Origin of the sequence: Niallia sp. (assembly GCF_031978665.1) — a bacterium.
In the GTDB taxonomy this organism is placed as follows: Bacteria; Bacillota; Bacilli; order Bacillales; family Cytobacillaceae; genus Niallia.
The window spans coordinates 56851-70919 of sequence record NZ_DALZDK010000028.1; the positions used below are offsets into that span (position 1 = coordinate 56851).

Sequence of the window (14069 nt, forward strand, 5' to 3'; positions counted from 1 at the left end):
GTTTATATAGTGATTATATACTTAAAACATGTGAAATACATCACATGAATATGGCGGTTTTGTGAAAGTTTCCAAAAGAAAACGCAAATTCCACAATAAGAATTTCATTAAAGATATTCCCTTTAAACAACGGGATAAACAGAATAGTCTAAAAGGAATTATTGAAAATTATTGACAAAAATCAGATACATTCGGTAATGTAGTAAGTAATTGAATAGGGAAATCCACTAGGGGAGCCATTTGGCTGAGACAAGAATACTTGGACCCTTCGAACCTGATCTAGTTCATACTAGCGTAGGAAAGTGGAGTCGGCATAGAATCGTAATATTAATTTATTTATATAGAGCCACTCCATTTTTTGGAGTGGCTTTTTTGCATACAAAGTTGCTCCATGTTTTCCTTTTCAATAAAAATTCTAAAAGTTGGTCTTAAAGGACCGAAAGAAGGAGGAAATTAAATGCGTTTTTCAGAGGCATTAAGACAGCAGGCAGATCCAATTTTTCAGGCCATCATGGAACATCCATTTGTTCAAGGAATTGGGAAGGGCGATTTAAAGAAGGAACAGCTTATTCATTATGTGAAACAAGACTTTGAGTATTTAAATGCCTTTATGAAAATTTACGGATTGGCTATTTCAAAAAGTACAAATAGAAAAGATATGGAGCTATTTAATAATCAAATATCCTTTGTCCTGCATAGTGAAATACATCCACATAATAACTTTTGTGAAGTAGCAGGTGTTAAATACGAAGACCTACAAGGGTTTCCAGTAGCCCCTTCTGCTCACCATTATATTCGTCATATGCTAACAGTTGCTCATCAAGGTGACATTGCTGATATTATCGCGGTGCTTTTGCCTTGTCCATGGACTTATGTAGAAATCGGGAAGAGGCTTTTAGAAGAGGTAAATCCAGATAGTACCCATCCTTTTTACGACTGGATCCATTTCTATGGGGATGGTCCAATGACTGTGACTACCCCGCTTTGTCAGCGACTAGATGAACTTGCTGAAACGCTTAATGAAGAACAGAAAGAGAGACTAGTGGAGTATTTTCTATTAAGCTGCCAACTAGAATATAAGTTTTGGGATATGGCTTATAATCTAGAGGAATGGCCAGTGAAAACTCTTGAGGTGACTGTATGAACTGGAAAATTAAAGAGGTAGTCTTATTAGTTGTAATCGCCGTAGCATGTGGAGTTCTTTATATGGGATGGTCCACTTTATGGCTTCCGATTTCGGCACTCGTTGGTCCAGTTGGTGCTAACTTTATGTTTGGAATATGGGTTATTGCGAGTCCGATTGTTGCCTATATTTTACAGAAGCCAGGTGCTGCTTTAATCGCAGAAGTAGTTGCAGCCTCTGTTGAGCTTTTAATTGGCAGTCATTTTGGATTATCAGCACTTTTAATAGGCGTATTCCAAGGAATCGGGGCAGAAATAGCATTTGCAATATTCCGCTATAAAAAATATCATGTTTCTGTCTTAATGTTATCAGGCGCATTAGCTGCTTGTGGAAGCATGTTATATAGCATTATTGCAGAGGGGTTTTCCTATTATACGACGACAACGCTTGTTCTAACCTTTGTTATTCAAGTCATTAGTGGTCTTATTTTAGGAGGGTTATTAGCCAAAGCAGTTGTGGAGGGGCTTGGTAAAACAGGAGTCCTAAATGGATATGCTATTTATAGATCAAATCGGAAGAAGGAGAATAATGATGAGTTCATTGTTAGGATGTAACCATCTATCTGTGCGCTTCTTTGAGGATAAGGTACCTGTCCTCAAAGAAGTTACACTGCATATCAATCAAGGGGAAAAAGTATTAATTCTAGGTCCGAGTGGTAGTGGCAAATCTACGATAATATCGGTACTAGCTGGAATTATTCCAGAACATATCGAGGCGAGTGTTTCAGGAGAAGTGATTAGGAAAAAGCGAGCTGGTGTCCTTTTTCAAAATCCTGACACACAGTTTTGCATGCATCATGTAGATGAAGAAATTGCTTTTAGTTTAGAAAATCGAAAAGTTCCAAGAGAACAAATGGATGCGATAATTTTAGCTGTTCTTGATACAGTGGGATTAATGATAGAACCGCATACGCCTATTGCGGATCTTTCAGGCGGAATGAAGCAAAGACTAGCATTAGCTTGCTTATTAGCGTTAGAACCAGAAGTACTCTTTTTGGATGAGCCAACAGCACAGTTGGATCCTTCTGGTAGAAAAGAAGTGTTTGAGGTTATAAAAAATACTGCAACTAGAACTGGGCAGACGATGGTCGTTGTAGAGCATGTGTTAGATGGCTGTATAGAATGGATGGATCGCGTCATTCTTTTAAATAAAAATGGTCAAATAATTGCTGATGGCAAACCAGAAATGATTCTTAATCATTATAAAGCGGAGATGCAAGAAGCTGGTATATGGGTTCCTCAAGTATTCCCTCACAAGTGGAATGAGATGATTCAAAATGAAAACCATTCGAGAAGAATAGAATTGATCGAAACATATGAAAGCAGGAAAGAAACGCTAAAAGCGGGAAAATCCAATGAGCCTATTCTTGAAATAAGCAATCTAGAAGCTTCGTACTACAAAGAAACAATCTTAGAAAATCTAGATCTTACCGTAAATAAGGGAGAATGGATTGCTGTCATTGGCAATAACGGCGCTGGAAAAAGCACTTTCTTGAAGCTGCTTGCACATCTTAAAAAGAGCAAAAAGGGAGATATCCAATTTCATGGAAAAGATCTGAAAAAGTGGCGAGATAGAGATCTTTATCAGCGGTTAGGGTTCGTATTTCAAAATCCAGAGCTACAATTTATTAATCAAACAGTCTATGATGAAATTGCATTTTCTGGTATCCAATATCACTGGAAGGAAGCGGATATTAACAATCGAACTACAGAGCTTTTGAAGGAATTTGGTTTAGAGCCTTATCAAAATCAACATCCTTTTACTCTTAGCTTTGGACAGAAAAGAAGATTGAGTGTAGCTACAATGCTGCTATTAAATCAAGATATTCTTTTATTAGATGAACCTACTTTTGGGCAAGATGCGAAGTCAGCATATGACTTATTACACGTTCTTGAAAAAAGAAAGCAAGAAGGCACTTCTATTATGATGGTTACACATGATATGGATCTTGTCGATCAATATGCAGATAAGGTAATAGTCCTTGATGAAAAGAAAATGGCTTTCGCTGACCAACCGTATCTTCTTTTTTCCAATCAAGAGCTTTGTAGGGAGCTTTCGATTATACCTCCTGTCCACTATCAATTAATAGCTGAACTAAAGGAGGTTGAAGAAAATCAAAAGCAACGAGTCTTATCTATCACATCTTAATCCAGCAATGAAACTAATGACACATATTCTGCTAATGGTTATCTTAATGACGATTCAAAGTGCATTTTCTACATTAGCTATCTGGATATATGTCTTGATTCTTGGTTTTACACTTGGAGGGTGGAAGGGGAAATTTCTTGTAAAGGTTCTTCTTCCATATTCGATCTTTTTTGTGCTTACGTTTTGGATGCTTGCGGCATTCGGTAAAGGGGAAACGATTGTATGGAAGTGGGCTTGGTTTCAAGTAACAGAAGAAAGCATCGGAAGTGGTTTACTCATTTCAACACGCATGCTTTCCTTTGTTACGGTTGGCTTGCTTTTTACCACTACGACCAATTTACATGAATTGATGATGAGCTTTATTCATCAATGGAAGCTTTCTCCTAAGTGGGCATATGGAATGATGGCTGGCTTTCGGTGTATTCCAATGTTCCAATCTGATTTAGCACAATTAAAAGAAGCACATCGGATTCGAGGATATAAACATAGCGGAACTTGGAAGGCTTTCTTTCGGTATGCAGTTCCCTTGTTAACACAAGCCATCCGTCGTTCGGAACAAATGGCGATGGCGATGGAAGTAAGGGGATTTACAGGGGAACGAGATAGAACGTATTATCAAAAGACGTATATCACTTTATTTGATTATCTTTATTTTAGTACGATGATGATTATTGCTATTAGCATCGCATTATTTATGTAAGTTTCTAAACTAACAGACTCATACAATTATCCATTACAGTAGCATTTTATCCGTTTGTAATGAATAGATTGTATGGGTCTGTTTTTTTATTTTAGGTAGTTTCATTTTAGAATATTTATTAATCATAAAATCTTTATTTTTATTATATTGACACTACCTGTATATACAACTATAATGAAAGCGTAACCAAAACTTGTATATACATGATTTGGGTATGTAATACGAATAATAATGGATTGATTAATAAATGAAAGTAAAGACAAAAGGGGGAAGAATGATGGGAAAATATGCAGAACAGGCAAAGGAGCTTCTTGAGCATATTGGTGGAAGCGGAAACATTTCTGTTGTAACACACTGTGCGACCAGAATGCGTTTTGTTTTAAACGATCCATCGAAGGCAGATATAGACAGCATTGAAAAAATAAAGCTTGTAAAAGGAACATTTACACAAGCAGGGCAGTTCCAGGTTATTATTGGCAATGAAGTTTCATCTTTCTACAATGAATTTATTGCCATTGCAGGAGTAAGTGATACTTCAAAGGATGCTGCAAAAGAAGCGGCAAAACAAAATATGAACATCCTGCAAAGAATGATAGCCCATTTAGCAGATATTTTTACTCCGTTAATTCCGGCAATCGTAGTTGGGGGATTAATTCTTGGTTTCCGGAATGTTATTGGCGAAATTAAATTAGTAGATGGTGGAACGAAAGCATTAGTAGAGGTTTCTCAATTTTGGGCTGGAACGAATAGTTTCTTATGGTTAATTGGGGAAGCGATTTTTCACTTCTTACCTGTCGGGATTACATGGGCAGTAGCAAGAAAAATGGGAGCTACTCAAATTCTTGGTATTGTATTAGGGATAACATTAGTTTCTCCGCAGTTATTAAATGCATATGCAGTAGCTGGAACACAAGAAGTACCATTTTGGGATTTTGGTTTTGCCCAGGTAGAAATGATTGGTTATCAAGCGCAAGTGATTCCCGCCATTTTAGCAGGTTTATTACTTTCATTTTTAGAGTTGCGTTTGCGTAAAATAGTTCCTAATGCGATTTCGATGATTGTTGTGCCATTCTTTGCATTAGTGCCTACAGTATTAATTGCTCATACAGTACTAGGTCCAATCGGATGGAAGATAGGTTCTGTGATTTCAGATGTTGTATACTCTGGTTTAACTTCTACTTTAGGATGGTTATTTGCCGCAGTATTTGGCTTTGCTTATGCACCACTTGTTATCACAGGATTACATCATATGACGAATGCGATTGATTTACAATTAATGAGCGAATTTGGCGGAACAAATCTATGGCCAATGATTGCATTATCCAACATTGCGCAAGGGTCAGCGGTACTTGCGATGATCTATTTAAATCGTAAAGATGAACAGGAAAAACAAGTATCAATCCCGGCAGCTATCTCTTGTTACTTAGGAGTAACAGAGCCAGCCATGTTTGGTATCAATTTAAAATACGGCTTCCCATTCCTAGCCGCAATGATTGGTTCCTTATTTGCCGCAATTATCTCAGTCGGGTCAGGTGTAATGGCGAACTCTATTGGAGTAGGCGGAATCCCAGGAATTCTATCGATTCAACCGAAATATATGGTGATTTTTTCAATCGCAATGGTTGTCGCGATTGTAGTACCAATTATTCTAACCATTGTTTTCTCCAAACTTAATATGGGAAAAGTATCGTTAAAAAGAGTAAAAGGATAAAGCTTCGCTAACAAGAGTCAGAACTGTCCGTTTATAGAGGGATAGTTTGGCTCTTTTGTTTGTTTTTAGGGTGGTGGAAGGAGTAGAGGGGATCTAAGCCCGATAGCACGAAATCTAAGTAATCAAGGTAACAGACAAAGAAACTCCGTATATTTCACTAATCAAACTATGGTTAATCCGTATAAAAAGACATTCCTCTATGGATATTTACCCAACAATAGCGTAATCTATACATTGGTGTATTTGAATGTTACATTCTGTTATCGGTAACACAGAGAAAGCGATTGCATTAAAACGGTTTCAAATTTACAATGAGAATGTGAGATAAACAAGGAGGGAAAATTTCATGAAAAGCTATAAAAAACTATTAATGTCAGGAGTAGCATTACTTACTGCATTCTCTTTAACCGCTTGTGGTGACAATGATACGAAAGAAAGTTCAAAAGGCGGATCATCTGATGGGAAACAAACCTTAACGGTGTCAGTTGATGGCGATGGGTATAAAAAATATATTGATAGCATTAAAGGCGATTTTGAAACGGAAAATAACGCTGAAGTAAAAGTAGTAGTTATGGCAATGACAGATCAAGCAGATGCATTAGCATTAGATGGTCCTGCTGGAACTGGTCCAGATGTATTTATCGCTCCTTATGACCGCGTTGGTTCAATGGGTAGCCAAGGTCATTTAGCTGAAGTAACAACACAACCAGAAGGAATTACAGCAACAGAAGAAAAACTAGTAACATTTGAAGGAAAACAATATGGTACTCCATTCGTTATTGAAACATTAGTAGGTTACTATAATAAAGATTTAATTAACGAAATGCCAAAAGACTTCTCAGAGGTAGAAGCATTAACAAAAGACAGCAAATATGCATTCGCATCTGAGTCTGGCAAGAACACTGCTTTCTTAGCAAAATGGACAGACTTCTATTTTAGCTATGGATTAGTTGCAGGATATGGTGGATATGCATTCGGAAGCGAAGGAACAGATCCAACTGATATTGGTTTAAACAATGAAGGTACAATTGACGCAATTAAATATGCAAAAACTTGGTATGATCAATGGCCTAAAGGTATGCAGGACGTAACCGGTTCCGGTGACTTTATCACAGAAATGTTTACTACTGGTAAAACAGCTGTCATTATTGATGGACCTTGGATGGCATCTACTTATAAAGATGCGGGCGTTAACTATGGAGTTGGTGCAATTCCTACATTACCAAACGGTGAAAAATTTGCTGCATTCGGTGGAGGAAAAGCTTGGGTAGCTTCTTCTTATGCTCAAAATCCAGAATTAGCTGCTAAATGGTTAGAGTATGTTGGTAATGCTGATAACTCAACAAAATTCTTTGAAGCTACAAATGAAATTCCTGCAAACACTGTAGCTCGTGAGGCAGTTCCTGCTGATAACGAATTAGCACAAGCTGTTATTGCAAACTTTGAAAACGCTTCTCCAATGCCTAATATTCAACAAATGGCTGAAGTATGGGATGGCGGACAATATCTAATGTTTGATGCGGTTTCTGGTGCGAAAACACCTGAACAATCTGCAGAAGATACAGTAAAGAATATTAAAGAATCAATTGAACAAAAATACAAATAATGAATGAAAAAAGGAAGGGAGGTATTTCACTCCCTTCAGTCGAAATTTCTAATTATCACAGCAGATAATTAGAAATTTCTTCTTTCCTTAACGCAATCGTTTGCATTGAAAATGCTTTCAAAACGGATTGGTTTATCAAAAAAAGTTGGTCGAGTGATAATTTCTTTTGGTAAATCAATAAATTACCATAATGCAACAACATGCAATTTATAGAAAGGGGATAGCCCATAATGAGTCAAAATGAAACAAACCATAAACAGAAAGCATCCCTGTTATCCATTATTCCTGGATTAGGACAGTTTTATAATAAACAAGCATTTAAAGGAATAATCTTCTTTGCTCTCTTTTTAGTTTTTGCAATAGAGATGGCACTTACTGGATTTCAGGCTTTAGAAGGCTTAATAACATTAGGAAGCATACCTCGTGATGATCACTCTTTATTCCTAATGATTAAAGGGACGTTGCAATTAATCTTATCTGTTATCTTTTTATTCTTCTATGTGCTTAATATTCTTGATGCTCGTAAAATTGGGGCTTTAAGAGACAAAGGGGAAAAAATTAATACAAAAACAATTGATATTTTGAAAAATCTTTGGGAACAAGGATTCCCGTATATCTTTACATTTCCATCATATATATTAATGGCTTTTATCATTATTTTTCCGGTATTAGTAACATTATTTATTGCTTTTACAAACTATGATTTTCAACATATACCACCATTTAAGCTAATTGATTGGATTGGCTTTGAGAACTTTACAAATATTTTCTTCTTAAGTTCTTATCGTGCAACATTTATGAAAATCCTTGTATGGACATTGATTTGGACATTTGGAGCAACAACTTTACAAATTGTTCTTGGAGTAGTTGCTGCTGTTGTTTTACATCAGAAGCATGTAAAAGGAAAATCCTTTTTCCGAATTCTTTTCTTATTACCATGGGCAGTACCAGCATTTATTTCGATCATGGGATTCTCTAATATGTTCAATGATAGTATTGGTGCCATTAACGCTCAAGTAATTCCGTTGATCAATCATCTTCCGCTTATTGATATACCAGCAATCTCTTGGAAGACAGATGCTACTTGGACGAAGACAGCACTTATTATGATCCAAGGCTGGCTTGGATTCCCGTATATTTTTGTAATGGTAACAGGAGTACTGCAATCTATCTCGGATGATCTTTATGAAGCAGCAAACCTTGATGGGGCAACTGCTTTGCAACAATTCCGAAGCATTACATTACCGATGATTTTATTCGCTACAGCGCCAGTTATGATTACACAATATACATTTAACTTTAACAACTTCTCCATCATCTACTTATTCAATGAAGGTGGTCCGGGAAGTATCGGCTGGAATGCAGGATCGACAGATATTCTAATTTCTTGGATTTATAAGCTAACAACAGGCCAAGCGCCACAATATGCAGTTGCAGCAGCGGTAACACTGATTATTTCTGCAATCGTTATTGCAGTATCACTCATAACGTTTAAGAAAACAAATGCTTTTGGCAATGAGGAGATGATGTAGGATGAGCATGAGAGCATCGCGACTAATAAATAGAATATTGACGTATGGTTTTCTCGGAATCCTATCAATAGTAATCATTTACCCATTATTGGTAACAGCATCAAGTGCATTTCAAGCAACCAATATGGCGGCGTTTACGTTGAAATTGGACGCAAACTGGGGATTAGATAATTTTCAAAGACTTTTCAGGGAAACCAACTATTTAAGCTGGTATAAAAATACGATTATTATCGCTATCGCAGTAATGATCGTTCAAGTAACATTAGTAACGCTATCTGGATATGTATTCAGCCGTTATCGCTTTGTTGGAAGAAAATATAGCTTAATTTTCTTCCTAGTGATTCAAATGGTGCCAACAATGGCAGCATTAACGGCATATTATGTATTAGCAACAGTACTTGGAGCGATTGATCAATATTGGTTACTATCATTAATCTATATCGGCGGTGGAATACCAATGAACGTATGGTTAATGAAAGGATATTTTGATACGATTCCTCGTGAATTTGATGAAAGTGCACGTATTGATGGAGCTGGTCACTTAAGAATCTTTGTACAAATTAATTTACCATTAGTGCGTCCGATGCTTGCAGTTCAAGCTTTATGGGCATTTATGACACCATTTAATGATTTCTTATTATCTAAGTTCTTATTACGCTCCAACGAGTTATTAACATTAGCAGTTGGGCTGCAGACACTAATATCCAACCCTCGCGAACAAAAAGTAGCACTATTTGCAGCAGGGGCAGTATTAGCAGCATTACCAATTGTTGTCTTATTCTTCTTCCTACAAAAGAACTTCGTATCTGGTTTAACAAGTGGAGGTTCAAAAGGATAGAAATAAGAAAATGTTAGTTTAGAGGGGTGTCCGTTAAAACTCAGCAAATGGTGCGGATGCCTCGTAAAATAGAGCATATTAATAAAACATCGAAGAATTTTGAAGTAAGAGAGTGGGAGTACAATGAAGAAATCGGAACCATTTTTGATGCAATATTTTAAGTCTATTATTACACCGACAAATGTATTTAAGGGTAAGAATCTATTAACATGGCCAAAAATGATTTTCCTGTTTATTTTCTTAATTGCGTGTATGATGATGCCAACCTCTATCCAAATGGCTAAATTAACTACCTTTCCATTTGAGTTTCTGTTTCCACGAACAGCGGAATTAATAACAGATGACTTTGTAGAGAAATTGTCCTCTACTCAAGTGAAAGACGGGAAGTTAGTGGGAATAGATAGCCAATATGCAGAGGAAACGGGTGGCAATATTATTGCAATTGATCAAGACAATAAATATCAGATGACTGGAGACGATCAGACATTTGGGATAAAAGGGTATGTCAATGCCGTTGTTTTTAAAGAAGACTATGCAGTAATTGCTGAAGATAATGGATTCGGATTTCAATTGTATTATCCAACAAATGAGGAGAAGTATCCTTTTAAAATAGAAAGCAAGGAAGATGTCCTGCAATATATCGGAACTTTATGGTATGTGCAGAACAAAGCCTTTCTTCTGCCAATCCTGTTACTATTACTAGCTGGTTTATATATAGCAATGAATGTGCTGCAATTTCTATTTATGTCACTCGTATTATGGCTAACAAAGAAATCTAATATTACGGATATAAGAACCTTTAAAGAGGCAGCAAATATTGTCCTTAACGCAGCAGGTTTACCAAGCATTTTAGCAGTGATTTATGGATTTATTCAATTTGATGTTGCGACATTAATTATGATACAAGGGCTTGGAACCGTATTAATGATTGCATTTGCATTTTTTAGAACAGGCTTTAAAGAAAAAGGATTAAAAGTAGATTCAGACAAAGCGTAGGGAGAGAAGATTATGTCGAATAAGCGTCTTTTCGAAATAAACAGCTGGAAACTAACATCAAATAAGTTGGAAAAAAAAGAAAAGCGATTGCAGGAAAGTCTGACCTCCATCGGAAATGGCTATATGGGGATGCGCGGAAACTTTGAAGAAGGCTATTCAGGAGATTTCCACCAAGGTACGTATCTTGCAGGCGTTTGGTTCCCTGATAAAACAAGAGTTGGCTGGTGGAAAAATGGCTATCCACAATATTTTGGCAAAGTGATTAATGCACTAAACTTTATTGGAGTGGATATCTATATTGATGGTTCTAAGGTAGATTTATATAAAGAAAATATTATTGATTTTCATCTTGAGCTAGATATGAAGGAAGGAATTTTAAAACGAAGCTTCATCCTTCAAAAAGGAGAAAATCATATCCAATTTGAATTAGAGCGTTTTTTAAGTATTGTGTCAAAAGAAGTTTGTGCAATAGATATAAAGGTAACAGCACTAACTGGAGCTCATACTATTGAATTGGTTCCATATGTAGATGGTGATGTGACAAATGAGGATTCCAACTATGAAGAAAAATTCTGGGAAGAGCTCGGAAGAAAGGTGGAAGCCAATTCAGGCAACCTCATAATGAAAACGGTTGATAATCCTTTTGGAACGCCAAGATTCACTGTTTCTGCTTCGATGGTTAATACGATTAGCCACTTAGAAGTGACCTCTTATAATGAAAAACCAATGTATGTTGCTAATGCTTATAACAATAAGCTCAAGCAAGGAGATTCCATCCATCTACAGAAATATGTCGCTATTTCCACCTCTCGTGATTGGGAAGAGGAAAAATTAGCAACTGTTTCTGACATGCTAGCAAAAAAGGCGAAGGAAAAGGGATATTCATCTTTAAAAGAAGAGCATATTGCCGCTTGGGCAGCACGTTGGGAAAAGGCAGATGTTCAAATTGAAGGAGACGAGGAAGCACAGCAAGGAATTCGTTTTAATATTTTTCAATTATTCTCTACCTACTATGGCGAAGATGCGCGTCTAAATGTAGGGCCAAAAGGCTTCACAGGGGAAAAATATGGTGGGGCAACCTACTGGGATACCGAAGCATATATTGTACCGATGTATTTAGCTGTTGCCGATCCTAAAGTAACGGAACAGCTATTGCGTTATCGTCACCAACAGCTTCCAGGCGCAGAACATAATGCAAAACAGCAGGGGCTAAAAGGGGCATTATATCCAATGGTTACTTTCACAGGGGTTGAATGCCACAATGAATGGGAAATTACCTTTGAAGAAATTCATCGAAATGGGGCGATTGCACATGCGATTTTTAACTATACAACCTACACAGGCAATGAAACTTATGCGTTGAATGAAGGATTAGATGTGTTAGTAGGAATCAGCCGTTTTTGGGCAGACCGTGTACATTATTCGAAAAAGAATGATCAATACATGATGCATGGTGTAACGGGACCAAATGAATATGAGAATAATGTAAATAACAATTGGTATACAAATAAGATTGCGACTTGGACATTAAGATATACATTAGAATTGCTCGAGAAAGCAGCTCCACAAAGGAAGACGGATTTAAACATCGGAAAAAGCGAATTAGCAAAATGGCAGGAAATTATCGACAAAATGTATTTCCCAGAAGATGACGAATCAGGTATTTTCGTTCAGCATGATACGTTCCTAGACAAAGATATCCGTTCGGTAGATACCTTATTAAAAGAAGAAAGACCACTTAATCAAAATTGGTCTTGGGATAAAATTTTGCGCTCTTGTTTCATTAAACAAGCAGATGTATTGCAAGGTATGTACTTCTTAAATCATGAATTTAGCTTGGAAGAGAAAAAGCGTAATTTTGATTTTTATGAACCGATGACGGTTCATGAATCCAGTCTATCCCCTTGTGTTCATTCCATTTTAGCTGCGGAAATTGGGCTAGAGGAAAAGGCATATGAAATGTATCAGCGAACTGCGAGATTAGATCTTGATAATTATAATAACGACACAGAAGATGGGCTGCATATAACTAGTATGTCTGGAAGCTGGCTAGGTATCGTACACGGATTTGCAGGAATGCGCACAGCAACAGGAACCCTTTCTTTTGCACCATTTGTTCCTAAGGGATGGAATAGTTATTCCTTTACGATCAATTATCGTAATCGCTTAATTAAAGTAACAACAACTTCTGAGGATGTAAAATTAGAGCTACTATCTGGTAATGCGATAGAAATTCAGTTATATGGAAAAGATGTTTTACTAGAAAAAGAGTTTGTTGGGAAGAAATAAATAGTTAAAGGAAAGGAGCACTGATTAATTATTATTCTAATGCTTTTAAGATTAGCGTTAGGCGTAATAAAGCAGGGCTCCTTTTTTAAATAAGGAGGGATACATTATGTTAAAAGGAATTATTTTTGATTTAGATGGAGTTATTACAGATACGGCAGAATACCACTATTTAGCATGGAAGAAAACAGCGGAGGCCATTGGCGTACCCTTTGATCGTGAGTTTAACGAGGAATTAAAAGGTGTTAGTCGAATGGACTCCTTATATAAAATATTGGACCATGGTGGCATTCGCGAGCAATTTTCAGAAGTCCAAGTTGAGGAGCTGGCGCATGATAAAAATACTTTCTATCAAGAGCTAATAAAGGAAATAACTCCAACTGATTTATTACCTGGAATAAAGGAATTTTTAGTGGAATGTAAAGAAGCTGGTTTGAAAATTGGCCTTGCATCTGCGAGCAAAAATGGACCGGTAATATTAGATAGATTAGAAGTAACTTCTTTCTTTGATACAATTGTGGATCCAGGGAAATTAAAAAAAGGGAAACCAGATCCTGAAATCTTTGTTAAAGCAGCAGAACAATTGCAGTTACAAGTGAATGAATGTGTTGGTGTGGAAGATGCAGAAGCTGGTATTCAGGCGATAAAAGGGGCAAATATGTTCGCAGTTGGTGTTGGTACACCGGAACGGATGAAATTAGCAGATTGGCAAGTGGGGAGTACAGCAGATATTACACTTGAGCGTTTGAAGGAGAAATTAGGAGAATAATAGAGTTGTGTTTGGGAATTAGAGTGTATGGTGCGCTCTGTTCCTTTTTTGTTTTGGTTGAGATAGTTTAGGTTTAATTGGAGAAAGGTGGGTGAAAACCGAAAGTAGCGGGAGAAGCAGAAAAAATGGTGTTCATAAGGCGGATGAAAACCAAAAGTAGCGGGAGAAGCAGAAAAAATGGTGTTCATAAGGCGGATGAAAACCAAAAGTAGCGGAGGCAGCAGAAAAAATGGTGTTCATAAGGTGGATGAAAACCGAAAGTAGCGGGAGAAGCAGGAAAAAATGGTGTTCATAAGGCGG

Annotated in this window: 12 protein-coding genes and 1 riboswitch; all 12 genes read left to right on the top strand. The window is 36.9% G+C overall.

Annotated elements, in window-relative coordinates:
• Positions 1 to 219 precede the first annotated feature (219 nt).
• A riboswitch (TPP riboswitch) is annotated at positions 220 to 318 on the top strand.
• 139 nt (positions 319 to 457) lie between these two features.
• The 12 genes from tenA (at position 458) to pgmB (ending at position 13769) form a co-directional block, all read left to right on the top strand.
• Complete coding sequence (tenA, locus tag RTL21_RS15630; protein ID WP_312097049.1) at positions 458 to 1144, top strand: thiaminase II; 687 nt, start codon at positions 458 to 460, stop codon at positions 1142 to 1144.
• Positions 1141 to 1737 (top strand): ECF transporter S component, encoded by a 597-nt coding sequence (locus RTL21_RS15635; protein ID WP_312097051.1) that lies wholly within the window; start codon positions 1141 to 1143, stop codon positions 1735 to 1737. Before tenA ends, RTL21_RS15635 begins: the two co-directional genes overlap by 4 nt.
• Complete coding sequence (locus tag RTL21_RS15640) at positions 1715 to 3331, top strand: ABC transporter ATP-binding protein (RefSeq protein ID WP_312097053.1); 1617 nt, start codon at positions 1715 to 1717, stop codon at positions 3329 to 3331. The genes RTL21_RS15635 and RTL21_RS15640 overlap by 23 nt, the downstream gene beginning before the upstream one ends.
• A complete protein-coding gene (locus tag RTL21_RS15645; protein ID WP_312097070.1) occupies positions 3297 to 4031 on the top strand; it encodes an energy-coupling factor transporter transmembrane component T family protein in 735 nt (244 codons plus the stop codon). The genes RTL21_RS15640 and RTL21_RS15645 overlap by 35 nt, the downstream gene beginning before the upstream one ends.
• 277 nt (positions 4032 to 4308) lie before the next feature.
• Positions 4309 to 5742: a PTS system trehalose-specific EIIBC component gene (gene treP / locus RTL21_RS15650; RefSeq protein ID WP_312097072.1), complete on the top strand. Its 1434-nt coding sequence runs from the start codon at positions 4309 to 4311 to the stop codon at positions 5740 to 5742.
• Between the two features lie 346 nt (positions 5743 to 6088).
• On the top strand, positions 6089 to 7348 hold the full coding sequence (locus tag RTL21_RS15655) for an extracellular solute-binding protein (protein WP_312097054.1): 1260 nt from the start codon (positions 6089 to 6091) through the stop codon (positions 7346 to 7348).
• Positions 7349 to 7578: 230 nt separating this feature from the next.
• Positions 7579 to 8880, top strand: a complete 1302-nt coding sequence (locus RTL21_RS15660) for a sugar ABC transporter permease (RefSeq protein WP_312097055.1) — start codon at positions 7579 to 7581, stop codon at positions 8878 to 8880.
• 1 nt (position 8881) lies between these two features.
• Positions 8882 to 9718, top strand: a complete 837-nt coding sequence (locus RTL21_RS15665; protein ID WP_312097057.1) for a sugar ABC transporter permease — start codon at positions 8882 to 8884, stop codon at positions 9716 to 9718.
• A 26-nt stretch (positions 9719 to 9744) separates the two neighbouring features.
• A complete protein-coding gene (locus RTL21_RS15670) occupies positions 9745 to 9879 on the top strand; it encodes a hypothetical protein (RefSeq protein ID WP_312097059.1) in 135 nt (44 codons plus the stop codon).
• Positions 9866 to 10714: a DUF1189 family protein gene (locus RTL21_RS15675; protein WP_312097060.1), complete on the top strand. Its 849-nt coding sequence runs from the start codon at positions 9866 to 9868 to the stop codon at positions 10712 to 10714. The genes RTL21_RS15670 and RTL21_RS15675 overlap by 14 nt, the downstream gene beginning before the upstream one ends.
• Before the next feature lie 12 nt (positions 10715 to 10726).
• Complete coding sequence (locus RTL21_RS15680) at positions 10727 to 13003, top strand: glycoside hydrolase family 65 protein (RefSeq protein ID WP_312097062.1); 2277 nt, start codon at positions 10727 to 10729, stop codon at positions 13001 to 13003.
• A gap of 106 nt (positions 13004 to 13109) precedes the next feature.
• A complete protein-coding gene (gene pgmB / locus RTL21_RS15685) occupies positions 13110 to 13769 on the top strand; it encodes a beta-phosphoglucomutase (protein WP_312097064.1) in 660 nt (219 codons plus the stop codon).
• The last annotated feature ends 300 nt before the right edge of the window (positions 13770 to 14069 follow it).

Bases quoted from the DNA above. Each gene is read 5' to 3' on its own strand.
- tenA (WP_312097049.1), top strand. From the start codon at position 458: ATGCGTTTTTCAGAGGCATTAAGACAGCAGGCAGATCCAATTTTTCAG.
- RTL21_RS15635 (WP_312097051.1), top strand. From the start codon at position 1,141: ATGAACTGGAAAATTAAAGAGGTAGTCTTATTAGTTGTAATCGCCGTA.
- RTL21_RS15640 (WP_312097053.1), top strand. From the start codon at position 1,715: ATGAGTTCATTGTTAGGATGTAACCATCTATCTGTGCGCTTCTTTGAG.
- treP (WP_312097072.1), top strand. From the start codon at position 4,309: ATGGGAAAATATGCAGAACAGGCAAAGGAGCTTCTTGAGCATATTGGT.
- RTL21_RS15655 (WP_312097054.1), top strand. From the start codon at position 6,089: ATGAAAAGCTATAAAAAACTATTAATGTCAGGAGTAGCATTACTTACT.
- RTL21_RS15660 (WP_312097055.1), top strand. From the start codon at position 7,579: ATGAGTCAAAATGAAACAAACCATAAACAGAAAGCATCCCTGTTATCC.
- RTL21_RS15665 (WP_312097057.1), top strand. From the start codon at position 8,882: ATGAGCATGAGAGCATCGCGACTAATAAATAGAATATTGACGTATGGT.
- RTL21_RS15675 (WP_312097060.1), top strand. From the start codon at position 9,866: ATGCAATATTTTAAGTCTATTATTACACCGACAAATGTATTTAAGGGT.
- RTL21_RS15680 (WP_312097062.1), top strand. From the start codon at position 10,727: ATGTCGAATAAGCGTCTTTTCGAAATAAACAGCTGGAAACTAACATCA.
- pgmB (WP_312097064.1), top strand. From the start codon at position 13,110: ATGTTAAAAGGAATTATTTTTGATTTAGATGGAGTTATTACAGATACG.